This is a genomic window from Trichodesmium erythraeum IMS101 (genome assembly GCF_000014265.1).
In the GTDB taxonomy this organism is placed as follows: domain Bacteria; phylum Cyanobacteriota; class Cyanobacteriia; order Cyanobacteriales; family Microcoleaceae; genus Trichodesmium; species Trichodesmium erythraeum.
Genome location: NC_008312.1, coordinates 2,616,958 through 2,642,566, shown reverse-complemented (window position 1 = coordinate 2,642,566; position 25,609 = coordinate 2,616,958). Strand labels below are relative to the sequence as shown.

Below are 25,609 nucleotides of genomic sequence, written 5' to 3'. Positions count from 1 at the left end.
AAAATTTATCATAGTTAGTGGTACATAAATTGCTGAACTAATCCAAGAATTAGAAACTATATTTGAGGAAAAAAAACCAATCTTAAACTTGAAATTTTAATTCAAGGTTCTCGGGATATTATCAATAATTATATGGATAAAAAAATGAATTTAATCCTAATGTTTTAATTCCAGCAAATGGAGAGTTATTAGATGAATTAAACCAATGTTAGCAAAGCCAAAATAATAGGGAAGCTTTCTATTAACAGTGAACAGCGATCGCTAAAACTTTCCTAGCAGGTATTGCTTGGTCAGAAGGAGGAACAATATAGGGAAGCTTTCTATTAACAGTGAACAGCGATCGCTAAAACTTTCCTAGTAGGTATTGCTTGGTCAGAAGGAGGAAAAATTTTGTTTCCCAATAGCAAGTTTGACTGGCAAAAATTAGAAATAGCAATGATAGCAGGGAACTGGCAAAAAAATTGGTGGTAAACAGCAGTGGGGTGGTTTTGATTTCGTCACCACTGACAACACTCGTTTCAATAGTGGGTAACTAACTATGAATTGATGGATGTTATCAAAAAAATGATTTTTTTTTGAATACACCTGCCGTTGAATCATTATTCAGTAAGGTCAAATGGTCAGTTTATTTGCGACTCCGTTCCACTTATATGTTGTTCAAGAGTTTATTGCTCCTGGTCCTAATGATGCAGATGTAGCAACAGTTTATGAAGGTATAGCTCTTTAAGGTTGGCAACTGTCGGGAGCTTCTCAGAATAAACCTTATCAAGTTTATGATCTCAACCCGACTGTAGAAACTTTAACAACAGCTGCGAACGTACAAGGGGATATAAATAAAGCGACTGCTACTGCTGCTGATAAGTTTGTAGATTTCTTAACTCAACCAGAAAAACAAAAAGTATTTGTGCAATATTGATTTGCTCTCAGTTGCAAATATTTCTTGGAATCAGAATATTCCTGGCGCTCAGGTTAATCTGCAAGTTTATACTGTGGCTGCACCACAACCATCTGTTTTGGGAGAAATTAAAGGGTTGTGGCAAGGGGTTCAGTAAAATTATAAGTCAAACAGTAAGAAGAAAATTATAGTGGTCATAGGAGTTAATGATATAGTTGATATTACTGAAAATTGATTATGTCTAATATTACACCTATCACCTATTTATACTAGCTAAATATTTGCCATTAATAATTAAATATCAGCTTGTATTTAAGGGCTTATACTTAATAACAGCGGTTAAGGGAGAGAAAAAGATAAATTCACTTCTTAACTAATAGTTCAAAGTGAGTTAAGCTAACAACAGTTCTTCAAGGAAGTCTGTTTAATTAGTTATTTAAGGCAAAGTTTATGTTTGAATTTTTGGCTAGTGTTATTATTACACAAGGGATTTTAGATTGGGAGCCTGTAGGTTATAATACTAAGGCAACAACGTTAATAAATATGAACACTATTGAAGGCCTGGGCAACAATTTGTGGAGGGCAGAAGTATTAAAGCAATACGATCAGGAGGCAGATGATGGAATGAAACAGGTCTATATGGTGGTGGAAATTGATTGTAATATTGGCAGGTTTGCTTCTCAATTAATTAGAAGACAAACTGGTCTTGGTGAGATTATTGCTGAAACAACGTTAGAAGGTAATAGGTTCATTTCTCCTCAAGGTTCTGAGGCTGGAATTTTGATGATATGCGATCGCTAATATATTAAGGATGTATACTATCGCTAATATATTAAGGATGTATACTATCCCTAATATATTAAGGATGTATACTATTTAGCTCGAAAAATTTTCAATTTGGCACTTTGATTAGGTTCTGTTCCCCTAGTCTCTCTCAGGATGGGAAGTAGGGGAATGGAGGAATGGGGGAGGGGTAAACAGTTGAGGCTAATTTTTCTTTCTAGTTGATGGTTGATAATATTTATAATATCCTAGTTAATTAAGCTACGAATATAGCAGTAATTTTTCCATTTGTTTTGAATGGGATGGCAGGATATTTTTTAGTTTTTACTCTTATCTTTACGGGCAGTTTTAACACCAACATAAGAATAAATGAAATGACATCTCAATGTGGCTGCCGAGTTGTTATAGAATATATGGAAATATAAAAAAATTGACTGACGGGAGGATACAAGTGACAAAATTAGTTAAGTTTCAGTTAGATGATGATGATGAGTCTTTTGTCTATGTGGAAGTGGATGAAAAGCTACCAGTCAGTAGCAATGAAGATGAAGATGAGGAGTTAATTGGCATTGGGGATGAGGTCGCTCAACAGGCTAAACAAACACTGGGAAAGGCACTTTCTAGTATTAAGCCGGTGGCCAACGCAATTATCAAAAAGGTTCAGGACTTAAATCAACCGGCTGATGCTGTAGAGGTGAAGTTTGGGATAAAAATGAGTGGTGAACTGGGAGCTGTTATTGCATCAGGTAGCGCGGAGGTTAACTATGAAATTACTCTGAAATGGAATAAGACGGAGGGTTAGTAACGGCAAAGTTGGCTATGGATAACTATAGAGTTTAAAAAGTTGGAAGTGGATAAGGTTTAATGGTTTTAGAATTATCTATTGTTAGGATATTTAAATCTGGAGGTGGTGTCGCTGGCTCTGGTTTTTTGGTTTCTAATGAGTATATTTTAACTTGTGCTCATGTAGTGGCTTATTGTTTAGATACTCCTAAAAAAACTGCACATATAATTATGAGGCAGAAAGAAATTCCTGATGAAATTATTGAGGTTAATTTTCCTATTTTTGAGAAAGGTAAGATAGGTGAAAAACTTGAGACAAAAGTGACTTTTTGGCGACCTCTAAATGATCAGGAAAATATACAAGATATTGCAGTATTAAAACTAATAAATTCTGATCTACTTCCCGAAGATGCTAAACCAATTAATTTAATTCAAATAGGAAATCAATCTCTTAAGGAAAATGAGTTTGAAGCATTAGGTTTCCCAAAAAAAGGGAGCGATGGGGAGTGGGCTACTGGAAAATTGATGGGACCAATAGGCCGAGGTCTTATCCAACTTGAGGGTACTAAACAGACAGGGCTTCGCTTGGAGTCAGGGTTTAGTGGTACTGCTATCTGGGACAAAAATCTTCAGGGTGTTGTGGGTATGGCGGTAAAAGCAGACCAGGAACGCCCTGAGGCTAAAGTGGCTTTTATGATTCCCACGGACCTAATACTTCAAGTTGGGGATTTGGCCACGGTTTGTCGCGTTGATGGTAGGATACAAGGAGCGATCGCTATTTTGGAAAATTATTTTGAAGATTATACCACAGAAATACGCTATGCTTACAACCTATCTTTGCCAGAAATTTCTATTCCTTTAAGTTCTGGGAAATCTCTAGATGAGTACCCTGGATCTTTGAATGAGATGATTCAAAATTTGGATGACCGGACAAAGGAAAATTATTCTTTGCTGGAGAGATTTATCTGTTTTTTATTACTGCATCTTGAGGATTTAAAAAAACCTTCTGAGCTTTGCCAGAAATTAACAGAATGGTTGGAAAAATATTCGCAAAATATTGAAGATTTGAAGGCTGTTTTAAGAAAAGAGAAAGCTCTGAAAAATCAGGAAAATTTTCAGATTAAACAACCAGAACCTTATCTATTAGTAGCTGCTATTGAAAAGAGTAAGGGTTTTATTTTGAAGGCATGGCTAATTGAAAATCCTCAAAATTATACTCCGGAAAATCCTCAAGGTTTCCATTCTTTTATTGATGAAGAAAATGTTCTTATGAATGCAAAAGGAACTATAGTTAGTAATAAAAATACTTCGGAGTTTAACCAAGCTAAAAATTTGACTGAATTATTACAGTTCTTTTGGGCTGATGTTTCGGAACGTTATGATTTTAATCTAGAGAAAATTGCAATATTTTTGCCTTATAAATTAATTGACCGGGATATTAAGCCGGTAGATCAATATATAAGTGATCCGAATATACCTGAGTATTTTCAAACTTTATTGGGAGAACAGTGTGAAATCACTCTCAGGTTTTCAGAACGCCTTAGGCTGTCTGGAAATTCTAATGCTGAATTAAATAAATTTAACCAAAAGTGGCGATCGCTAACTAGCAGACAAAGTGCAAGAGTAATTGATATTTTTCATCCTTCGGCTACTAGTGGTAATAGGAAGAAGTTTTTTCGACAAATTTTTGCTGACGATGTGGCGGCAGTAAGATTAACAGAAGTGCTGCAACCAGAGAAACGAGAATCAGTTATGGAAGCTTTTTACTATGCTGGAATTCCTGTGGCGCTATGGATGAGGCCAGAAGCAGAAAATATTGACTGTGCTGAGGAACTGCAAAATATCTGTAACGCTTGTAACTCTTTGTCAAATTTACCTAAAGCTATAAAAGCAAAACGTTCTGAAGCTTGGGAACAAGATATTGACAGACATATTGGTAATCACTTATCATTACTTTGGGAGGATCCTGATATTGTTCCACCTGTTAATGAACTGAGGATGTTGGAGTCATGAATAACTGGGAAATTTTTAAGGAAAACACAGAACCTCATGATGGTATTCAAAATTTGCCACCTCCTCCTAGTTGGCGACCTTTTGGTCAAGAAAACAGACCTGGGGAAAGTCGCTTGAAGCGACGTGGTGAAACTTTTCAGGCACGTTCTGATGAAGTCAAAATGGTTAACGCTGCATTATATTTGAGGCGACCTCTACTTGTCACTGGTAAACCAGGAACGGGTAAGTCTTCCCTCGCTTATGCTGTGGCTAGACAACTAAAACTGGGAGAAGTGCTTTACTGGCCAGTTACTACCCGCACTATTTTGAAAGAGGGACTATATAGTTATGATGCTATTGGTCGGTTGCAGGAGGTTAAACAACAGGAAAGACTAAATAATCAGACTTTTTCCTCAGAACAATATCGAGAACAGATACAACAAATTGAAAAATACATAACTCTCGGTCCTTTGGGAACTGCTTTGTTGCCTTCAAAATATCCCCGGGTTCTTCTGATAGATGAAATTGATAAAAGCGATATTGACTTACCTAATAACCTTCTGGCTATTCTCGAAGAGGGGTTGTTTGAAATTCCAGAGTTGGTCAGAATAAAAAAAGAGGTAAACAAGGTAACGGTTCGTACTGCTTACAGTGATGAAACTGAAGCCGAGACAGGTTCTCAGATGGAGGCGGAAATTGAGAATGGGCGGATAACTTGCACCGCTTTTCCTCTGGTGGTGATGACTAGTAACGGAGAAAGAGATTTTCCGGCACCTTTTTTACGGCGGTGTTTGCCTTTAAGGATGAAATCTCCAACTCAAGAAGAATTGACCAAAATAGTTATTGCTCATTTTAATCAAAATACTGCTGAACAAGAAAAAATTCAAACACTAATTAAAAATTTTATTGACCTCCAGGATGAGAAAACTCTGGCAACTGACCAGTTATTGAATGCAATTTTTATGGTGACAAAGGGTCGTATCCCTGCTACCGAAGGTAAAAGTTTTTTTGACGACGAATTAGTACAACAACTTTTACAAGACTTAGGAAGAGCTGAGGCTGAAGATTAAAATATGAGTAGTTCCAGTTTTGAGCACACCATTAAACTTTTGATAGACCGACTCGCTCGAACCGGAATTTTAGAAGGTCTGGAACTCAGCGATGAAAATATTGCTGATAGTATTTGGTTGGCTTTACAAATGGGTACGGTGAAGACTCCACAAAAGCCGAAGCCAAAATATGAACAGCAACCGGAACAACTGCCGATAATTTTTGAAGACAGTGATCCTCAACCTGTTACCGAGAGAGAACCTCAAGTATCAGTGATCACGGAGGAATCAATAGACCAAACCCCCGAAAAACCTCCAGTTAAAGGTTTGCCATTCCAAACACCCGCGGCTCCAGCTCTCCAGAATGTACTGGAGTTAGGTCGTGCTTTGCGTCCTCTGATGCGGAAAGTTCCCTCTCTCTCCAGAAAAACACTAGACGAAGAAGAAACTGTTAATGTTATTGCCGAGCAGGATATCTGGTTGCCCGTTACTAAACCAGAACCCGAACGCTGGCTTGACTTAGAACTGGTGGTAGAAGAGTCGAGTTCCGCTTTTATTTGGAGAGAGACGGTGAATGAAATGCAAGAAGTCTTGGAAACTCAGGGAGCATTTAAAAATGTCCGAGTCTGGAGTTTGCTCAGTTCAAATACTAAAAAATTAAAATTAGTCCGGCGACATAACAGCGGTAAACCAAAGCAACGTCAACATAGTCATCGAGAATTAATTCATTCTAACCAGCGGGGAGTAGTTATTTTTGTCAGTGACTGTACTTCTAAAATTTGGCAAAATGGTACTGTTCACCACTGGTTAAAAGTTTGGTCAGAAAAAAACCCCACAACAATATTACAGTTATTCCCTGAATATCTTTGGGATAGCACTCAACTGGGAGTGGGAAGTAAATTTTTTGGTACTGCTGTTGCACCAGGAGTTCCTAACCCCCGGTTGGTTTTGGAAAATTTACCTCCCTGGATACCTATAAACTGGAAGAATGCTTTGGTTTTACCTGTCATTCTGCCTGAACCTGAACTTTTGAAAAGTTGGTGTCGGATAGTGTCCGGAGCTAGTAACTCACGAGTACCTATATTTTTATTTGATTTATCTTTTGTTGAAAAGCAATTTTGCCAAAAACAAGAAGACTCTCCACCAGAGCTACCCACCCCTAAAAAAGAAATTTCACCTACAACTAGGGTGAGAAAATTTCTGGCAACAACTTCTATTACTGCTCAACGACTCGCAGGGATGATGGCGGCGGCTCCGGTGAATTTGTCTGTGGTTAACTTAATTCGCAAAACTCTCTTAAAGGAAGCTACCACCGTTCATGTGGCGGAAGTTTATATGGGAGGTTTGCTTGCTCCAACTGACTCTAAGGATGATCAACCAACTTATGAATTTCTTCCTGGTGTCCGAAAAGAGTTGAACCAGGCAATGGGGCGCAACGAAACTACGGCTGTTCTGGATGCTGTTTCTCGTTACATCGCTGAAAAAATTGACCGACCTATTCGTAGTTTTCGAGCTTTGTTGACCTTATTGCCTCAATATGAGGAGGAAGACCGGGAGCAAGTCTTACCTTTTGCTCAAGTTGCTGTTGATGTATTGGAAAATTTAGGTGGAGAATATGCTGAGTTTGCTGAGAAGGTTGCCCAGAAAATTCGACCTGTTTCTGTTCCTCCCATTTTTGAAACTCCCGAGTCAGAAGTCAGATCAGAACCTCAAATTCAAACTGATACTTTTGACGTTGCTTTCATTGAAGTGCAGGAAACTGTAACCTTTGAGTTTGATCTAGCAAGGTTGGAAAAAAGACGTTCAGAATTATTGAGATTATTTGGATATCGATGGGCTATCAAAAAACAACGCCGACAAGTTACAGGTATTGTGGAAGACTTGGGGAATGGAATTAAACTTGAAATGGTGGAAATTCCCCCAGGAAAGTTTCTTATGGGCTCCCCAGAAGATGAATTGGAACGAGAAAGTCGTGAAGGTCCTCAACATCAGGTGAATATTTCAGCTTTTCTCATGGGTCGCTACCCTGTTACTCAAGGTCAGTGGAAAGCCATTGTTGATAATGTGCCAAAAATTGAACGTGACCTTAAGTCTAACCCTTCATATTTTAAAGGAAATGATCGACCTGTAGAAAGAGTGTCTTGGTATGATGCAGTAGAGTTTTGTGCCAGACTATCCAAATATACAGGCAGAAACTATGGGCTTCCCAGTGAAGCTCAATGGGAATATGCTTGTCGTGCAGGAACAACTACACCCTTTCATTTTGGGGAAACTATTACTACAGACCTGGCCAATTATGATGGCAATTATACTTATGGCCAAGGGACAAAAGGCAAGTATAGAGAAGAAACAACTCCTGTTGGTAGTTTTGAAGTGGCCAATCCTTTTGGCTTATACGATATGCACGGGAATGTTTACGAATGGTGCGAAGATGATATGCATGATAATTATGAGGGTGCACCCAATGATGGTAGTCCATGGCTATCAGGTAATCAAAATACTACAAAATATTCTACAAAAGTATTACGGGGCGGCTCCTGGCTCAACTATCCTTGGTGGTGTCGCTCTGCGTACCGCTACGACTTTAGCTCGGACGGGGCGGTCATCATCAATTTTGGTTTTCGTCTTGTGAGTTTCCCCCCCAGGACTCTTGAATAGCCCTTTGCTCTTTTGCCCTTTTGCCCTTTTCAGTCTCGCCTCTGGCGAGTCGAAATTTTTTTTGAAATTGAGAAAATATGGCCCAAATATAAAAATATGAATGAATTACCAATTATTCAAAAGACCTATGATTTTATTAAATGGTATGTCCCAGTATTAAATCGTTTGCCAAGGAATTATCGTCTTGGTTTAGGAACGCGGATAATTAATCATCTTTATGATTTGCTGGAAAATCTGATTCGTGCCCGTTTTAGCACCAGTGAAAAATTAGAGATTTTGCAAAACCTGAACATTAAACTTGATGTTATTCGGCACCAAACTCGCCTACTCTCAGATTTTGAATTAATTTCCAGCGATCGCTACAAATATATAAATATACAGATCAATGGAATAGGATCTGACTTAGGTAGTTGGACTAAAAACTTATCTGAACCCTAATAATCAAACTTAAAACAAAATCCAATGAAACGTCATGGAAACCTTTGGCCCCAAATTGTAGCCTGGAAAAACTTGTTTTTAGCCGCTCGTTACGCTCAAAAAGGCAAGCGACTTCGAGACAACATCCCAGAATTTAACTAAAACTTAGAAACAAACATATTCAAACTACCAGCCCAACTGCGAGATAAAACCTATTCTCCCGGAGCTTACAAAACTTTTAGAATATATGACCCCAAGCCCCCGTTAATTTCTGCCGCACCTTATCGCGATCGCGTCGTTCACCACCCTCTATGTAACATCATTGTCCCCCTAGTAGAACATTATTTTATCCACCATACCTATGCTAACCGTATAGACTACAGTTCTCACCGAGCCCTGCAACGTTTTATCAACTTTTCTCGTTCCAGCAAATATATTCTGCAATGCGACATTCAGAAATATTTTCCCAGTATTGACCTAGAAATTCTCAAAACCAAGAACCGCCCGAAAACTAAATACCAAAACACATTATGGTTAATCGATACAATTATTGATGGTAGTAACCCTCAAGAACCTGTGCTAGAATATTTTCCAGGAGATAACCCGACCACTCCCGTACTCCGGCGAAAAGGTCTACCCATAGGCAACCTAACCAGTCAATTTTTAGCTAACTTTTTCTTGGATAGCCTCGATCATTTTGTCAAAGAGAAATTGCAAATCAAAAAATACTTACGATACGTTGATGACTTTGCACTTTTTAGCGACCACCGAGAAACTTTAACTCAAGCTAGACAAAAAATAGAACAAAACCTTACTGCTCTACGTTTAAAAATTCATCCCATTAAAACTCAAATATTTGAAACCCGCCACGGAGCAAACTTTGTAGGTTTTCGAGTATTTCCAGAGAGAATTCGAGTCCGCAATGACAACCTCAGGCGAGGGCGAAAGCGACTAAAGCAAATGCAGAAAGATTATCAAAACGGTACTCTGTCCTTAGAAAAATTGAAAGAACGAATGCAAAGTTGGGAAGCCCACTTGTCCCACGGAGATACCTATAAATTACGCCAATCTATTTTTGCATCCTATGGCTTTTCCCGTTCCCAGGGTTAAATGAGAAATTCACCAAGGTAAAAGTAAATCTATTTCCGGCAAGACCTCCGGACAGGGAACATTTAATCGTTAAATTTGATCAATTTGAACTATACTAAATGTGGGGCAGGCAAACAGCGGCTCCTGGAACAACTATCCTAGGAGGTGTCGCTCTGCGAACCGCAACAACTATAACTCGGACGAGGCGGACAACAACAATATTGGTTTTCGTCTTGTGAGTTTCCCCCCCAGCACTCTTCTGTGCCAGAACTGGCATATGGGAATATGTCGGGCGTGCCAAAGAAGAGTCCAGACCTGTTCCGGCGATGTTGGTAACGGCATCCGAAAATCAAATTGAGTTGGGCGGCCCAGTAAGCAATGCTGAACTGTTGCCCGACTTCATATATATATAGATCCATGGTAAGAATTACTATTCGTAAGAAAAAAGAACAAGCTGAATACTATACCGAAGACCTGGGCAATAATGTTGAACTGGCTATGGTTAAGATACCAGCAGGCAAGTTTATTATGGGTGCTCCAGAAAATGAGCTAGATTCGACTCATTCTGAACGCCCACAACATGAAGTTACAGTACCAGAATTTTTTATGGGGCGTTATCCCATTACTCAAGGCCAGTGGAAAGCTGTTGTTGAAACTACAGAAAAAATTGAACGTGACCTTAAGCCTGACCCTTCATATTTTAAAGATGACTATGAAAAATATAATCGTTGGACTCGCCCAGTTGAGAAAGTTTCTTGGCTAGATGCTCAAGAGTTTTGTGCCCGGTTAAGTCAGAAGACAGAAAGAAACTATCAGCTACCCAGTGAAGCACAATGGGAATATGCTTGTCGTGCAGGAACAACTACGCCTTTTCATTTTGGGGAAACTATTACCACAGACCTCGCTAACTATCGTGGAAAGGATGATGGGGAAAAAAAATCGTCTGGCTCTTACGGCAGAGGCCCAAAAGGAGAATATAGAGAACAAACCACTCCAGTTGGTTACTTCAAAGTTGCTAATCTTTTTGGATTATATGATATGCACGGGAATGTCTGGGAATGGTGCGAAGATGACTCGCATGATAATTACGAGGGCGCACCTAATGATGGTAGTCCATGGGTATCAAGTAATCAAAATACTACAAAATATACTACAAAAAGATTACGGGGCGGCTCCTGGTACGACTTTCCTTGGTGGTGTCGCTCTGCGTTCCGCGGCTACTATTTCTCGGTCGAGGCGGTCAACGACTTTGTTGGTTTTCGTCTTGTGAGTTTCCCCCCCAGGACTCCTGAATAGCCCTTTGCCCTTTTGCCCTTTTGCCCTATTTAGTCTCGCCTTTGGCGAGTCGAAATTTTTTGGGAAAATGAGAAAACATGGCCCAATAGATAACATATGACAATTAAAAAATAACACTTGACACCTGAGACCTCAAACTTCAAACCTAACACCTAAAACCTCAAAAAATTGATACCTCAAACTTCAAAACTAACACCTAAAACCTAACACCTAAAACCTCAAAAAATTGAGACCTCAAACTTCAAAACTAACACCTAAAACTTCAAACCTAAAACCTCAAAAAATTGAGACCTCAAACTTAAAACTTAAAACCTCAAAAAATTGAGACCTCAAACTTAAAACCTCAAACCTAACACCTAAAACTAACACCTCAAAAAAATGAGACCTCAAACTTAAAGCTTAAAACGTAAAACCTCAAAAAATTGAGACTTAAAACTTCAAACTTCAAACGTAAAACCTCAAAAAATTGAGACTTAAAACTTCAAACTTCAAACCTCAAAAAATTGAGACCTCAAACTTCAAACCTAAAACTAAAACCTCAAAAAATTGATACCTCAAACTTAAAACCTAAAACTAAAACCTCAAAAAAATGAGACCTCAAACTTCAAACTTCAAACCTCAAAAAAATGAGACCTCAAACTTCAAACTTCAAACCTAAAACCTCAAAAAAATGAGACTTAAAACTTAAAACCTAAAACCTAAAACCTCAAAAAAATGAGACCTCAAACTTCAAACCTAAAACCTAACACCTAAAACTAACACCTCAAAAAAATGAGACCTCAAACTTCAAACCTAAAACCTCAAACCTAAAACTAAAACCTCAAAAAAATGAGACCTCAAACTTCAAACCTAAAACCTCAAAAAAATGAGACCTCAAACTTCAAACTTCAAACCTAAAACCTCAAAAAAATGAGACTTAAAACTTCAAACCTCAAACCTAAAACCTCAAAAAAATGAGACCTCAAACTTCAAACCTAAAACCTCAAACTTCAAACTTCAAACCTCAAAAAAATGAGACCTCAAACTTCAAACTTCAAACCTAAAACCTCAAAAAAATGAGACCTCAAACTTCAAACCTAAAACTAACACCTAAAACCTAAAACCTCAAAAAAATGAGACCTCAAACTTCAAACCTAAAACCTCAAACCTCAAACTAAAACCTCAAAAAAATGAGACCTCAAACTTCAAACTTCAAACCTCAAAAAATTGAGACTTAAAACTTCAAACTTCAAACCTCAAACCTCAAAAAAATGAGACCTCAAACTTCAAACCTCAAACTAAAACCTCAAAAAAATGAGACCTCAAACTTCAAACCTCAAACTAAAACCTCAAAAAAATGAGACCTCAAACTTCAAACCTAAAACCTCAAACCTCAAACTAAAACCTCAAAAAAATGAGACTTAAAACTTCAAACCTAAAGCCTCAAAAAATTGAGACCTCAAACTTCAAACTTCAAACCTAAAACCTCAAAAAATTGAGACTTAAAACTTCAAACCTAAAACCTAAAACCTCAAACCTCAAACCTCAAACCTCAAAAAATTGAGACCTCAAACTTCAAACCTAAAACTAAAACCTCAAAAAATTGAGATGTAAAACTTAAAACCTAAAACTAAAACCTCAAAAAAATGAGACCTCAAACTTCAAACTTCAAACCTCAAAAAAATGAGACCTCAAACTTCAAACTTCAAACCTAAAACCTCAAAAAAATGAGACTTAAAACTTAAAACCTCAAACCTTGAGACCTCAAGCTTAAAACGTAAAACCTCAAAAAAATGAGACCTCAAACTTCAAACCTAAAACCTCAAGCTTAAAACGTAAAACCTCAAAAAAATGAGACCTCAAACTTAAAACCTAAAACCTAAAACCTAACACCTAAAACCTCAAAAAATTGAGACTTAAAACTTCAAACCTAAAACTCAAACATCAAAAAATTGAGACCTCAAACTTAAAACCTAAAACCTCAAAAAATTGAGACCTCAAACTTAAAACTTAAAACCTCAAAAAATTGAGACCTCAAACTTGAAACCTAAAACTAAAACCTCAAAAAATTGAGATGTAAAACTTAAAACCTAAAACTAAAACCTCAAAAAATTGAGACCTCAAACTTCAAACCTAAAACCTCAAAAAAATGAGACCTCAAAAAATTGAGACTTAAAACTTCAAACCTAAAACTTCAAACCTAAAACTAAAACCTCAAAAAATTGAGACCTCAAACTTCAAACCTAAAACCTCAAAAAATTGAGACTTAAAACTTCAAACCTAAAACTAAAACCTCAAAAAATTGAGACTTAAAACTTCAAACCTAAAACTAAAACCTCAAAAAAATGAGACCTCAAACTTCAAACCTCAAACCTCAAACCTAACACCTAAAACCTGAAAAAATTGAGACTTAAAACTTCAAACCTAAAACCTCAAAAAATTGAGACCTCAAACCTCAAACTTCAAACCTAACACCTCAAAAAATTGAGACTTAAAACTTCAAACCTAAAACTAAAACCTCAAAAAAATGAGACCTCAAACTTCAAACCTAAAACCTCAAACCTAACACCTAAAACCTGAAAAAATTGAGACTTAAAACTTCAAACCTAAAGCCTCAAAAAATTGAGACCTCAAACCTCAAACTTCAAACCTAACACCTCAAAAAATTGAGACTTAAAACTTCAAACTTCAAACCTAAAACCTCAAAAAATTGAGACTTAAAACTTCAAACCTAAAACCTCAAACCTCAAACCTCAAACCTCAAAAAAATGAGACCTCAAACTTCAAACCTAAAACTAAAACCTCAAAAAATTGAGATGTAAAACTTAAAACCTAAAACTAAAACCTCAAAAAAATGAGACCTCAAACTTCAAACCTCAAACCTCAAACCTAACACCTAAAACCTCAAAAAATTGAGACTTAAAACTTCAAACCTAAAGCCTCAAAAAATTGAGACTTAAAACTTCAAACTTCAAACCTCAAAAAAATGAGACCTCAAACTTCAAACTTCAAACCTCAAACCTCAAAAAATTGAGACTTAAAACTTCAAACCTAAAACTAAAACCTCAAAAAAATGAGACCTCAAACTTCAAACCTCAAACCTCAAAAAATTGAGACCTCAAACTTCAAACCTAAAACCTCAAAAAATTGAGACTTAAAACTTCAAACCTAAAACTAAAACCTCAAAAAATTGAGACCTCAAACTTCAAACCTAAAACTAAAACCTCAAAAAAATGAGACCTCAAACTTCAAACCTCAAACCTCAAACCTAACACCTAAAACCTCAAAAAATTGAGACTTAAAACTTCAAACCTAAAGCCTCAAAAAATTGAGACTTAAAACTTCAAAATTAAAACCTAACACCTCAAAAAAATGAGACCTCAAACTTCAAACCTAAAACCTCAAAAAATTGAGACCTCAAACTTCAAACTTAAAACCTAACACCTCAAAAAAATGAGACCTCAAACTTCAAACCTAAAACTTCAAACCTAAAACTAAAACCTCAAAAAATTGAGACTTAAAACTTCAAACCTAAAGCCTCAAAAAATTGAGACCTCAAACCTCAAACTTAAAACCTAACACCTCAAAAAATTGAGACTTAAAACTTCAAACTTCAAACCTCAAACCTCAAAAAATTGAGACTTAAAACTTCAAACCTAAAACCTCAAACCTCAAACCTCAAACCTCAAAAAATTGAGACCTCAAACTTCAAACCTAAAACTAAAACCTCAAAAAATTTAGATGTAAAACTTAAAACCTAAAACTAAAACCTCAAAAAAATGAGACCTCAAACTTCAAACCTCAAACCTCAAACCTAAAACCTAAAACCTCAAAAAAATGAGACCTCAAACTTCAAACTTCAAACCTAAAACCTCAAAAAAATGAGACTTAAAACTTAAAACCTCAAACCTTGAGACCTCAAGCTTAAAACGTAAAACCTTAAAAAATTGAGACCTCAAACTTAAAACTTAAAACCTCAAAAAATTGAGACCTCAAACTTAAAACTTAAAACCTAACACCTCAAAAAATTGAGACCTCAAACTTCAAACCTAACACCTAACACCTAACACCTAAAACCTCAAAAAAATGAGACTTAAAACTTCAAACCTAAAACTAACACCTCAAAAAATTGAGACGTAAAACTTCAAACCTAAAACTAACACCTAAAACCTAAAACCTCAAAAAATTGAGACCTCAAACTTAAAAACTAACGCCTAACGCCTAAAACCTAAAACCTCAAAAAATTGAGACTTAAAACTTCAAACCTAAAACCTAAAACCTAACACCTAACACCTAACACCTCAAAAAATTGAGACGTAAAACTTCAAACCTAAAACTAAAACCTCAAAAAAATGAGACCTCAAACTTCAAACCTAAAACCTAAAACCTCAAACCTCAAAAAATTGAGACCTCAAACTTCAAACCTAAAAAAATTGAGACCTCAAACTTCAAACTTCAAACCTAAAACCTCAAAAAATTGAGACTTAAAACTTCAAACCTAAAACCTCAAAAAATCTGGAGATATCCCAAAAAGAAACTCAAATTAAACAGGCATTATTGTTAGTAGTTGAAATGGGATTGAAATTCTAGTGTGGTGATGAATATGTCGGGCTATTATCTGATATTTCCCAAGTAGATGATCTGAAACAGTTGGAGGCGATCGCTTCTCAAATTCCCCATATTTCTTCAAAAGACAAATTACGAAAACTATATTAGGTTTATTCTCCAATATAAGAGACTCAGCAATAGTCCCAGATGTATTTTTCAGCTTAAATATTATTGGCACTCAAGAATAGCCCAAAGGCAATATTCGTTCTTATTTATTCTGGAAATTTGGCAAACCACCAGACTTAGTCATTGAAATAGTTTCTCCCACTCCAGGCAATGAATTAGGAAGTAAATTAATAGACTATAGAAAGTTACGGGCCTCTTATTATGTTGTCTATAACCAATTAAAAAATTTAGTCAAAATGTCTTGCAAATATTTCGGCTTTGTGGTATTTTATAAGTAGACACAAAATAAATAAAAAAAATACTGAGTTGGCCCATATTAATCTAGGATTAACCCTATGGGACAATCTCTTTAAAAATCTAAATGGTAAATAGTTGGGTTGCTGGGATAAGCCGGGAAATGTAATTAAAAAAGGAGATGAAATAGCAGGAGAAAAAAAGTCTGGAGATATCCCAAAAGAATGCTGAGATATCCCACAAAGATTCTGAAGATGTCCAAAAAAAACGTTCAAATTCAACAGACATTATTATTAGCAATTGAAATAGGATGAAAACTCAAATTTGCTGATAAATATGTCAGGCTATTATCGGATATTTCTCAAATAGATGATCTGAATTTTTTGGAAGCTATCTCTTGCGTTTTAGGTATTAGGTTTTGGGTGTTAGACTTTAAGTTTTAGGTTTTAGGCCTTAGGTTAAAAATTAACAAATTGATAGTGGCTTACTACTAAAGACATTAATTTTTATCCTGGTTTTTCTCTATTACCTTTGACTTCAATCATTTTTTATTTTTGTTTTCTAACAGCAAACCTACTAAAACTTAACAAATGAGTTAGTCCTAATAGTCAGTTAAGAATAAACATAACTGTTCTTTGTTAAGAGAACTTTTTAATTATTTATAATTGGCATAGCTACACTCTAAAACTTAGTCAGATATTACTAATAGACTTTTAATCTCTAGCTGTCAACTTTTGAGGAGTCTTTGTAATATTTGCCCCTTTAATTTTAAGAGAAAGCTATTTTAATAGGCTTATAAAATTTGGGAATATCAAGAGTAGGTTCTACAAGTAATTCTTGGAAACCCCAAACACCTCTATATGCCAGAAATTTAGCCTTTATTTTGCAAAAGTAGCGATCGCCTTGTTTATCCTTATCAAATCTAGGATTAAACTTAAAAGGTTTAACAGGAGAGTCTCTCCATAATAAAGGAACATGATTAGCCCTAGTTAAATTCTTATGTAATTTATCATTATTCTTAAACCTTTCCTTGATAACTGATACGCGATCGCTTCCATCATTTTTCCTATTTCTATGAATACTTATTACAGGACATCTTGACACAGCGATAAACTGCCATAATCCAAATAATCTAAACTCATTAGGTTCTAGATCTAAGGTAGGGAAATCATTAGCAGCAATAATAGTAAAACTAACTTTCGGCTCCTTCCTCCCACCTCTAGGTTGAGGATAATGTACTATATTAGGATAAACAGTTAAATATCTATTTTTTTCTGGATTATAATCTACTTTCATGAAATGTCTAACCCTAGGATTAATAATAATTAACTGATAAGTTTTATCATCAATAATTGCATTATAATAATTATCATTATCCTCATATCGTTTAACTATTCTACCATACAAAACCCCTAAACCGTGGAAAAGATAATCCTGTTTTGGAGGTAGACTTTCCTCCTCATTATTGTATAATATTTCTTCTGTTTCAAGCTGTGATTTTTCTTCAATTTTAGAGTCACATTTAAGCTTTAAATTTTGATTTTTTTTACTTTCATGTTTTCCCAGTTGAATGATTTTTTTCTTCACCTTTCCTTCTAAAGGTTTATCTACTTCTATAGTCTTGACTTTAGAATAATTTAATTTAGACTTTTCCTTTTCTAATTCCTGAGATAATCTATTAATAATTTCTTCAAAAGTTTTCTTTTGGATATCATTTTGTGCAGCGTTTAGTAACTGCTGCATTTGTGATATATTTGCTTCTAAATCTGAAATATTCCCCATAATTATGTAATTAGTAGATAAAAAAAATATACTTAACCTTCATAAGAACTTTTTTTTGAGATACTGTAGCTTTTATAGCTAGTATTTAGATCCTCCTTTACTTACTATTTTTTATTAGTTCATTTACTGCTATATTACTTCAGGACAAACACCAAAATTTCATATAAATATATATCAAAAGAAAAAATGTACTTAGAGATGAACTTAATCATTTCCTCATTTTACCCAAAATAGTATTAATCTTTGATGAGGAACGTTAAAGTATTTTATATTATATCAAACCCACTTAATTAGGCGTCAAGAAATGTTGAATATTTGCTGATGGCTCAATATTCCCAGACTTTTCTGGCTCCTAACTTTTGATTTATAAGTACTAACTCCTAATTAATTATCTAATTCATATCAATAGTACCAGATTTAATCTAAAAAACCTAAAAATCTAAAAAAGAACTAATATTTCCCGACTTGACCGAAAGAATTTGAGTATCCTGTAACCACTGACCATCAAAACACCCCAAATGAGTAGTAGTAATCAAAGTTTGAAAACGATTACTAATTGCTTCTAACAACTGATTTTGGCGATGGAGATCTAACTCTGCCAAAACATCATCCAACAACAACAAAGGTGGTTCCTGCACCACTTCTTCAATAAGTTGTAATTCAGCCAACTTCAAAGCTAACACCAAAGTGCGCTGCTGACCCTGAGAACCATATTGTCGTGCGGGAGTATCATTAATAGTAAAAATTACATCATCCCGATGAGGACCTACCACCGTAGTACCTTGATATTGTTCAGCGATCGCCCGGACTTTAATTTTCTCCAAAAAAGCTTGACGTACTCCTTCCAAACTATCCTGAATAATTAACTCGTTACTATCAACAATTACATTTGCTAAATATTCCATTTTGAAAACTTCCATACTCCCACTAATAGCACAATGCCACTCACCAGCTAGAGGTGCCAACTTCTGCAAAAGTCGCTGTCGTCGTCGAATCACTCGAGACCCAGTAGTTGCCAACTGAGCATCCCACAAGGCCAACTCCTGAGTCAGAATAGAAGGTGATGAACCAGTAGTTTCTGCAGCCATCTTTTGTTGGCGAATTTTCTTTAACAGAGCATTTCGCTGACGGAGAACTTGATTATACTGTAGCAGAATGTGAGCATAGACAGGTTCTAGTTGTACCAAAAGTCTATCTAACCAATAGCGCCGTACTTCTGGCCCACCTCTAACTAAATCTAAATCTAGACTAGAAAAATGAACTACATTCAAAATACTTAAAAAATCTAAATGGCGACTAATAGTTTCTCCGTTAACTGCTACAGTGCGTTTACCTTGACTCCGCAGAGTTAGAGCCAAGTCAATATTTCCCAGTTGTCTTTCTAAAGATGCTTGAATTTTACTTGCTTGTTTACTATCTAGAATTAAATCGCGATCGCGAATTGCTCGGTGAGACTTAAGAGTAGAAAGTAACTCAACTGACTCTAGTAAATTAGATTTGCCTTGAGCATTATCTCCAAGCAAAATTGTTTTAGCACCATCAAATTTAACTTGCTGGTCTCGATAGTTTCTAAACTGTCGTAAATGTAAATGTTTCAGATACATATTCAGCAAGGTTAAGAGGAGTCATTTCAATTATCAGTGTTTTCGGCGATCAAATCTTAATAGATGACCTTTGAATGTATGACTTTTAACTTTTGTGAAACAGTATAGCATTTCCTTAAAGAGTGAAGTACATATTTTAAGCTAAAAAGCTTGTTCATTAAAGCTTTTAGTACATCCCATTAAGTAGTAACCGCTATATAACCCTATAGTTAGTTGCTTTCATAATTAATAGACCACAATAAGGACTAACTGTAATAATTAATCCCTATAAAGCTTTGGTTGTAAGAATTTGGTTGATCAATTTCAAAAGCACTGTAATGTAAAAATCATGACAAATGTTTTAGCAACGCCCAGTATTTTCCAGCTTAATACATACTATACATACAGAATTTATAAGGAGGTTGCCAAAAACTTCATGTAAATACTTTTTTTTCTGTATTAAGCTACTTCTTCTGTTGTTTTTTGATTTTGAGTGTTAACTTTTTCCTTAATTATATTTAACTGCTTATTCTTAGCTAAATATTCAGCTAACTGCACCTCAATATTTTCTCTAACAATATTGCGATACTCATAAAAATGTTCTATATGAGCGCAGGTACTAATATAACGTGGCAAAATACTAGGATTATGTTTTCTGATACTCCACAAATGATGCCAAAACTTCCAACGAGTTTTCCGTTTTATTCCCTGTCGCCAACAAATAATCAACAATGCTCGCAACTCCATCCAACTTGGCATTTTTGCAATACTTTTAGCAGTGGGACTTCCCATTATAAGAAAATGCCGATAAGTTCGATCTAAAAACTTTTCATGGTCGTACAACTGCCAGAATGCTTCTACATATTCTCTTGCAATATCTTCTATTGGTCTGGTGGGGATAAAATTTGTCAGCGTTACTTGATTAATATTAGCACCTTTATCTAAAAGCCGACCTTCCTTTTTGAGACGATGCCAAAGTGCTGTATTTGGTAAGACTTGCAACATACTAAACATGGCAGTGGGAATAGTCGTCTCTTCCACAAATTTAACGATGCGATCGCCTGCTCCTGGTTTTTCTCCATCGAAACCGATAATAAACCCTGCCATTACTCTGATACCAGATTTAATAATTTTCTCTACTGCTTCATTGAGAGGGTTACGATTATTTTGATATTTATGGGTTAACTCTAAACTATCTTCATCAGGAGTTTCTATTCCCAAAAATACTGCTCTAAGATTAGAATCTACCATTAACTGCATTAATTCTGGATCTTCTGCTAAGTTAACGGAAGCTTCGGTAGTTATTTTAAATGGATATTGATGTTCTGCTTGCCAAACTTTTAATTCTTTGAGCAACAACTTAACATTACGCTTGTTGCCAATAAAGTTGTCATCCACCATAAATAGAGAACCGCGCCATCCTAAATCGTATAAACAATCTAACTCTGCTAATAATTGTGCTGGCGTTTTGGTACGAGGTTTGCGACCATACAAAACAATAATATCGCAAAATTCACATTGGAACGGACAACCACGGGAAAATTGAACCGACATAGATTCATAATATTTCATTTCTAATAAATCGAATCTAGGAAGAGGAGTTGTTGTCACGTCCGGTTTATTCCCATCTGCACGGAAAATGCCTTTAGTTTCCCCATTCTTGATAGCATCCACAAACATTGGCAAGGTAATTTCCCCTTCATCCAAAATCAGAAAATCTACACCACTGTCCAGTTGTTCTTGGGGTAAAGCTGTGGGATATGGGCCACCACAAGCTACTAATTTATGCCGTCGTTTTGCCTCTCGAATTTGGTCATGTAAGTCTTCTTTTTGGACAATCATCGCTGAGAGTATGACTAAATCTGCCCATTCCCATTCTGCTTCTGTAACTGACCTCACATTTCTATCAACTAATTTATATTCCCATTCTTGGGGTAAGATAGCTGCTACTGTTACTAACCCTAAAGGAGGTAGCATTACTTTGCGATTTATCAATTCTAGAATTTTTTCAAAAGACCAGAAAGATTTGGGAAATAGGGGATAAATTAATAGGACTCGCATTAATTATTAACTCCTCACATTAGGATTAAATATTAGTTTAAATAAACTCAGCCTAACTTTAACCTTATTAAGTTAATTTCGGCAATTAACTAAATATAACTAAATATTAACAATAGTCAGGAGTTAGGATTCTGGAACCATAATGACTTGGGGGAATTTAATGGGGATTTTTCTGACCTTATTAAATTTGGCAATTATCTTAAATAATACTTAAAAATAGTTAATTGTTAAGAATTTTGATTGTGCCAAGTTTGATTTAACCAAATATTTTGAGCCTTCTGTAAAATTTATAATTTAATAACAGGATTAACTATTACAATTTCCCAAATTTTATGGTATATTTACTATCCCCTATTATCTTTCAAGTAAAAATAGAGATTTTTGTTAGCTCTTCCCTTTTTGCGAGTGCCACGGGAATTTAAAGCTTTACCTTATAGATTAAATAATTGTTATAGATTATTCCCCCAAATTCTATTATATTTTAATAGTAGTTATCTTGGAGTTTTTGAATCTATTTACCTAGTTTTGCTAGAGCGATCGCGAAACTAAAGCTAGAATTTTTTGTTCATGACAATTCTAATTAATTTGAGATTATAATGAATTATCCCATTTACTCAAAATTAAAGTAAAATGTATGATAATTTTTCTTCTACTAATAACTTCTTTCTGTGCTTTTATGCTGATTAATGTTGATTTTTTTCTTGTACGGATACCTTTTTACAACATTCCCTATCCACTCCCTCCATTTCCTCAGTAGAAGGCCCCTGCGGTTAGGAAATCTATAATTTTTTTTGATGGACATTATGACTCCTGATTCATCATTTATGGTAACTTTTCTAGGAAAATAACTGATAATAAGTTCAATAATTCATCTCTATGTTTTACTAGATTAATTAATCCAATTACTTGAAGAAATAATTATTTCTTATTCTCTACAAATAATTTAATGGTTTGTACCGCTCAACAAAATTTGGTAAGTAAAAAATAATAATTAAGGTAATAAACCAGATTTATTCTTTGGCTGCATAACTCCTATTTATTATTGAAAAATATATTTTAGTAGATTATAAAAATTTATTATCATGTCTAATTTTTTTAACTCTAAGTGCCTAAGTCCTAACCCCAATCATTCTGAGTTTTGTTATAATTGGGGAAATAAATTATTTCTTGTAGAACGTTATTGGATAAAAAGTCTGATCAGAGAAGGTAATTTTTGCAGAACTTTTTTAGCAGTAGATGAATTTCAAAAATCTCAACCTCTTTGTGTCATTAAACAATTTATTCTTCCCTACCAAAAGAATGAATTTGCACAGGAAGCGGAAAAGTTAAAATTGTTAGGAAGGCATCCACAAATTCCTAAAACTTATACTTATTTTACTGTGGATAGTCGTCAATATTTAGTACAAGAATTTATTCAAGGAAAAACCCTGAAACAAGAGTTAAATAATTATGGGGTTTTTAATGAAGCTCAGATTCGAGAATTATTAATAGACTTATTATCTCTATTACAGTTTGTGCACAGTTATGATGTGATTCATCAGGATATTAAACCAGAGAATATTATTAGGAGAGAAACTGATAAAAAGTTAGTCTTGGTTGACTTTGGAGTATCTAATATTATACCAAAAGTTCAACGTAATACTGTGACGTTAACAATTACTGGTTCGGCAGAATATTCCGCTTCAGAAAAGTCTATAGGTAAATCACATTTAGCTAGTGACTTGTATAGTTTGGGGGTAGTTTGTTTGCATTTATTAACTAATATTCGTCCCTTGAATTTGTATGATGTAATGGAAATGGAATGGGTATGGCGAGATTCTTTAAATGGAAATTTTGTTAGTGATAAATTGGGAAAAGTTTTAGATGGTTTGGTGGAGCCAAAACTGAGGAAACGTTATCAGAATGTTCAGTCTGTTTTCGATGATTTACAACCAGATATTTCTACTGTGCAAAAAAAATCATTGCTTACAAAAAAATCTGTTTCTACTAATGTCAATAGTTCTCATATTTATACGTTTCCTCCTCAGTCTCAAACGTCTTTTTCTCATACTAAAAAAAATCAACGACTTCCACAATATTCTGCTTCTAATGATGTACCTCTGGTGTCAGCTAGAGAAATAAACTATGAAAATTTGCGTGAGTTATTAGCTACAGGAAAATGGAAAGAAGCAGATGAGGAAACTATTAAGTGTATGTTGAAGGTTACAAAGCGAGAAAAGGAACTTTGGTTGAGAGTGAAAGATATAAATAATTTTCCTTGTGAAGACTTGCTCAGTATTGATAAACTTTGGCTAAAATACAGTGATGGTCAGTTTGGTTTTTCTGTACAGACGCAAATTTATCAGAGTTTGGGGGGTACAAGGAAGTACGATAGTAAAATATGGGAAGCTTTTGCTGATCAAGTTGGATGGCGTAGAAAGGGAAGGTGGTTGGGATACTCTCAGCTAAGTTTTAATCTCAAAATATGTGGATATATTGGGCACCTCCCGGCAGCTGTGGCATTAAATAAGTGGAGTCGTTTTGGGATAGGATATCTCTTTTATCACACAAATATTTGTAGACTTTAAAATTATAGTAAATTTTTAGAAATAGTTAAATGTTTAAAATAGAAGTAATGCAATTCATAGAAAGAATAATAGTCTAAAGATAGTTTTTCCCAATTTTATTATTATGTCTCAATGTCTTAACCCTGAATGTCCTAGTCCTAATTCCGATAATTCTGAGTTTTTTCAGAAATGTGGAAATAAATTATTTCTTGTAGAACGTTATTGGATCAAAAGTATTATCGGAGAAGGTAATTTTTGCAGAACTTTTTTAGCAGTTGATGAACTTAAACCTTCTAAACCCTTTTGTGTGATCAAACAGTTTCTATCTCAAGCTCAGGGAAGTGAAAATGTGGAAAAAGCTGCTGAGTTATTTGCAGAGGAAGGGGAAAAGTTGAAGTTGTTAGGAAAGCATCCACAAATTCCTGAGCTTTATACTTATTTTACTGTGGATAGTCGTCAATATTTAGTACAAGAATTTATTCAAGGAAAAACCCTGGAACAAGAGTTAGATAATTATGGTGTTTTTAATGAGTCTCAGATTCGAGAATTTTTAATAGACTTATTATCTCTTTTGGAGTTTGTGCACAGTTATGATGTGATTCATCAGGATATTAAACCAGAGAATATTATTAGGAGAGAGACTGATAAAAAGTTAGTCTTGGTTGACTTTAGAATATCTAAAATAATACCAAAATTTCAGCGTTTTAATGTGACAGGAACGGTTCTTAATTCGGCAGAATATTCCCCTCCAGAACAGTCGGTAGGAAAACTAAAATTAGCTAGTGACTTATATAGTTTGGGGCTAGTTTGTTTATATTTATTGACTCAGATGACTCCCTTTGATATATATGATGTAATAGAAATGGAATGGGTATGGCGAGATTTTTTAAATAAAACTTTTATTAGTGATAATTTGGGGAAAGTTTTAGATGGTTTGGTGGAGCTAAAACTTAGGAAACGTTATCAGAATGTTCAGTCTGTTTTAGATGATTTAAAACCAATTTTTTCTCCTTCTCAACAAAATCTATTACTTACAAAACAATCTGTTTCTATTAATGTTAATAGTTCTTATGTTTCTCCGTTTTTTCCTCAGTCTCAAATGTCTTCTTCTCATAATAAAAAAAATCAACAACTTCCACAATATTCTGCTTCTACTGATGTACCTCTAGTTTCAGTCAGAGAGATAAAATATCAAAAGTTGCGTTATTTATTGGCTACACAACAGTGGAAAGAGGCAGATCTCGAAACTACTAATTGTATGTTGACAGTGGCACAGCGAGAAGAGGAGGGTTGGTTGAGAGTTGAAGATATAGATAATTTTCCTTCTGAGGACTTGGGCACTATTGACAAACTTTGGGTAAAATACAGTAATGGTAAGTTTGGTTTTTCTGTGCAGAAGCAAATTTATCAGAGCTTGGGTGGTACTAGGCAGTATGACCGAAAAATATGGGAAGCTTTTAGTGATCAAGTTGGATGGCGTCAAGAAGGAAAATGGTTGTGGTATTCTGATCTGGATTTTTCAATTAATACGCATTATAAGGGGCATATCCCATCATGTTCGAGTTGGCCGGAGATGGCGGTGGGGAGTTTATTGAGTTTAGTGAGTTGGGCTGTATCTCTTCTGTCACGCAAAGATTTGTAGGTTTTAATATATGGTTATTTTAGTTCAGGGGTGAGAAATCTTGAGGAATCGAATTTTAGTTCTTTATTTGGGTAAGGTGGAGTTGG

General features: G+C 35.1%; 17 protein-coding genes. 12 read left to right on the top strand and 5 right to left on the bottom strand.

All coding sequences use genetic code 11. The features are described 5' to 3' along the window. The first annotated feature begins 902 nt into the window (after window positions 1–902). From TERY_RS32720 to TERY_RS08070, 8 genes are all read left to right on the top strand, one after another. Entirely contained in the window at window positions 903–1,052 is a 150-nt protein-coding gene (locus TERY_RS32720) for a hypothetical protein (protein WP_155994366.1), read from the top strand. Between the two features lie 293 nt (window positions 1,053–1,345). Beyond that, a complete protein-coding gene (locus tag TERY_RS08100) occupies window positions 1,346–1,696 on the top strand; it encodes a hypothetical protein (RefSeq protein WP_011611372.1) in 351 nt (116 codons plus the stop codon). A 433-nt stretch (window positions 1,697–2,129) separates the two neighbouring features. Then, the gene (locus TERY_RS08095) at window positions 2,130–2,480 is read left to right on the top strand and encodes a CU044_2847 family protein (protein WP_044137279.1); all 351 of its coding nucleotides are present in this window, start codon (window positions 2,130–2,132) and stop codon (window positions 2,478–2,480) included. Between the two features lie 62 nt (window positions 2,481–2,542). Further along, the gene (locus tag TERY_RS25030; RefSeq protein WP_011611370.1) at window positions 2,543–4,474 is read left to right on the top strand and encodes a trypsin-like peptidase domain-containing protein; all 1,932 of its coding nucleotides are present in this window, start codon (window positions 2,543–2,545) and stop codon (window positions 4,472–4,474) included. Beyond that, window positions 4,471–5,523 carry an AAA family ATPase gene (locus tag TERY_RS08085; protein ID WP_011611369.1) on the top strand — a complete coding sequence of 351 codons (1,053 nt, stop codon included), beginning with the start codon at window positions 4,471–4,473 and terminating at the stop codon, window positions 5,521–5,523. Before TERY_RS25030 ends, TERY_RS08085 begins: the two co-directional genes overlap by 4 nt. Window positions 5,524–5,526: 3 nt before the next feature. Beyond that, window positions 5,527–8,160 carry an SAV_2336 N-terminal domain-related protein gene (locus tag TERY_RS36550; protein WP_011611368.1) on the top strand — a complete coding sequence of 878 codons (2,634 nt, stop codon included), beginning with the start codon at window positions 5,527–5,529 and terminating at the stop codon, window positions 8,158–8,160. A gap of 96 nt (window positions 8,161–8,256) precedes the next feature. After that, window positions 8,257–8,598: a diversity-generating retroelement protein Avd gene (gene avd, locus TERY_RS08075; protein WP_011611367.1), complete on the top strand. Its 342-nt coding sequence runs from the start codon at window positions 8,257–8,259 to the stop codon at window positions 8,596–8,598. 156 nt (window positions 8,599–8,754) lie between these two features. Continuing rightward, complete coding sequence (locus TERY_RS08070) at window positions 8,755–9,687, top strand: RNA-directed DNA polymerase (protein WP_370497182.1); 933 nt, start codon at window positions 8,755–8,757, stop codon at window positions 9,685–9,687. Window positions 9,688–9,781: 94 nt separating this feature from the next. Here TERY_RS08070 and TERY_RS32715 read toward each other — a convergent pair whose 3' ends face one another. Further along, window positions 9,782–9,967, bottom strand: a complete 186-nt coding sequence (locus tag TERY_RS32715) for a hypothetical protein (RefSeq protein ID WP_155994365.1) — start codon at window positions 9,965–9,967, stop codon at window positions 9,782–9,784. A 116-nt stretch (window positions 9,968–10,083) separates the two neighbouring features. Here TERY_RS32715 and TERY_RS08065 point away from each other — a divergent pair, with 116 nt between their 5' ends. Continuing rightward, window positions 10,084–10,962 (top strand): formylglycine-generating enzyme family protein, encoded by an 879-nt coding sequence (locus TERY_RS08065; RefSeq protein ID WP_044136583.1) that lies wholly within the window; start codon window positions 10,084–10,086, stop codon window positions 10,960–10,962. A 4,522-nt stretch (window positions 10,963–15,484) separates the two neighbouring features. On the opposite strand, the gene TERY_RS34825 is transcribed toward TERY_RS08065, so the two are convergent. After that, on the bottom strand, window positions 15,485–15,727 hold the full coding sequence (locus tag TERY_RS34825) for a hypothetical protein (RefSeq protein ID WP_044136581.1): 243 nt from the start codon (window positions 15,725–15,727) through the stop codon (window positions 15,485–15,487). A gap of 22 nt (window positions 15,728–15,749) precedes the next feature. Between TERY_RS34825 and TERY_RS30310 the strand changes: the two genes are divergently transcribed. Continuing rightward, window positions 15,750–15,953 carry a Uma2 family endonuclease gene (locus tag TERY_RS30310; protein ID WP_081432534.1) on the top strand — a complete coding sequence of 68 codons (204 nt, stop codon included), beginning with the start codon at window positions 15,750–15,752 and terminating at the stop codon, window positions 15,951–15,953. Between the two features lie 724 nt (window positions 15,954–16,677). Here the strand turns inward: TERY_RS30310 and TERY_RS25025 are convergent. From TERY_RS25025 to TERY_RS08045, 3 genes are all read right to left on the bottom strand, one after another. Then, window positions 16,678–17,691 (bottom strand): hypothetical protein, encoded by a 1,014-nt coding sequence (locus TERY_RS25025; RefSeq protein ID WP_011611364.1) that lies wholly within the window; start codon window positions 17,689–17,691, stop codon window positions 16,678–16,680. A 431-nt stretch (window positions 17,692–18,122) separates the two neighbouring features. Continuing rightward, a complete protein-coding gene (gene recF, locus TERY_RS08050; RefSeq protein WP_011611363.1) occupies window positions 18,123–19,295 on the bottom strand; it encodes a DNA replication/repair protein RecF in 1,173 nt (390 codons plus the stop codon). A 438-nt stretch (window positions 19,296–19,733) separates the two neighbouring features. Next, window positions 19,734–21,335: a DUF4070 domain-containing protein gene (locus TERY_RS08045; RefSeq protein WP_011611362.1), complete on the bottom strand. Its 1,602-nt coding sequence runs from the start codon at window positions 21,333–21,335 to the stop codon at window positions 19,734–19,736. A 1,082-nt stretch (window positions 21,336–22,417) separates the two neighbouring features. On the opposite strand from TERY_RS08045, the gene TERY_RS08040 reads away from it, so the two are divergent. Both TERY_RS08040 and TERY_RS08035 read left to right on the top strand, forming a co-directional pair. Further along, on the top strand, window positions 22,418–23,902 hold the full coding sequence (locus TERY_RS08040; RefSeq protein WP_011611361.1) for a GUN4 domain-containing protein: 1,485 nt from the start codon (window positions 22,418–22,420) through the stop codon (window positions 23,900–23,902). Between the two features lie 103 nt (window positions 23,903–24,005). Continuing rightward, the gene (locus TERY_RS08035) at window positions 24,006–25,523 is read left to right on the top strand and encodes a GUN4 domain-containing protein (RefSeq protein ID WP_011611360.1); all 1,518 of its coding nucleotides are present in this window, start codon (window positions 24,006–24,008) and stop codon (window positions 25,521–25,523) included. Window positions 25,524–25,609 lie beyond the last annotated feature (86 nt).

What these genes read in the sequence shown, in the direction of transcription:
- TERY_RS08065 (WP_044136583.1), top strand. Translation starts at nt 10,084, where the DNA reads ATGGTAAGAATTACTATTCGTAAGAAAAAAGAACAAGCTGAATACTAT.
- recF (WP_011611363.1), bottom strand. Translation starts at nt 19,295, where the DNA reads ATGTATCTGAAACATTTACATTTACGACAGTTTAGAAACTATCGAGAC.
- TERY_RS36550 (WP_011611368.1), top strand. Translation starts at nt 5,527, where the DNA reads ATGAGTAGTTCCAGTTTTGAGCACACCATTAAACTTTTGATAGACCGA.
- TERY_RS08040 (WP_011611361.1), top strand. Translation starts at nt 22,418, where the DNA reads ATGTCTAATTTTTTTAACTCTAAGTGCCTAAGTCCTAACCCCAATCAT.
- TERY_RS25025 (WP_011611364.1), bottom strand. Translation starts at nt 17,691, where the DNA reads ATGGGGAATATTTCAGATTTAGAAGCAAATATATCACAAATGCAGCAG.
- TERY_RS08100 (WP_011611372.1), top strand. Translation starts at nt 1,346, where the DNA reads ATGTTTGAATTTTTGGCTAGTGTTATTATTACACAAGGGATTTTAGAT.
- TERY_RS08085 (WP_011611369.1), top strand. Translation starts at nt 4,471, where the DNA reads ATGAATAACTGGGAAATTTTTAAGGAAAACACAGAACCTCATGATGGT.
- TERY_RS08045 (WP_011611362.1), bottom strand. Translation starts at nt 21,335, where the DNA reads ATGCGAGTCCTATTAATTTATCCCCTATTTCCCAAATCTTTCTGGTCT.
- avd (WP_011611367.1), top strand. Translation starts at nt 8,257, where the DNA reads ATGAATGAATTACCAATTATTCAAAAGACCTATGATTTTATTAAATGG.
- TERY_RS25030 (WP_011611370.1), top strand. Translation starts at nt 2,543, where the DNA reads ATGGTTTTAGAATTATCTATTGTTAGGATATTTAAATCTGGAGGTGGT.
- TERY_RS08035 (WP_011611360.1), top strand. Translation starts at nt 24,006, where the DNA reads ATGTCTCAATGTCTTAACCCTGAATGTCCTAGTCCTAATTCCGATAAT.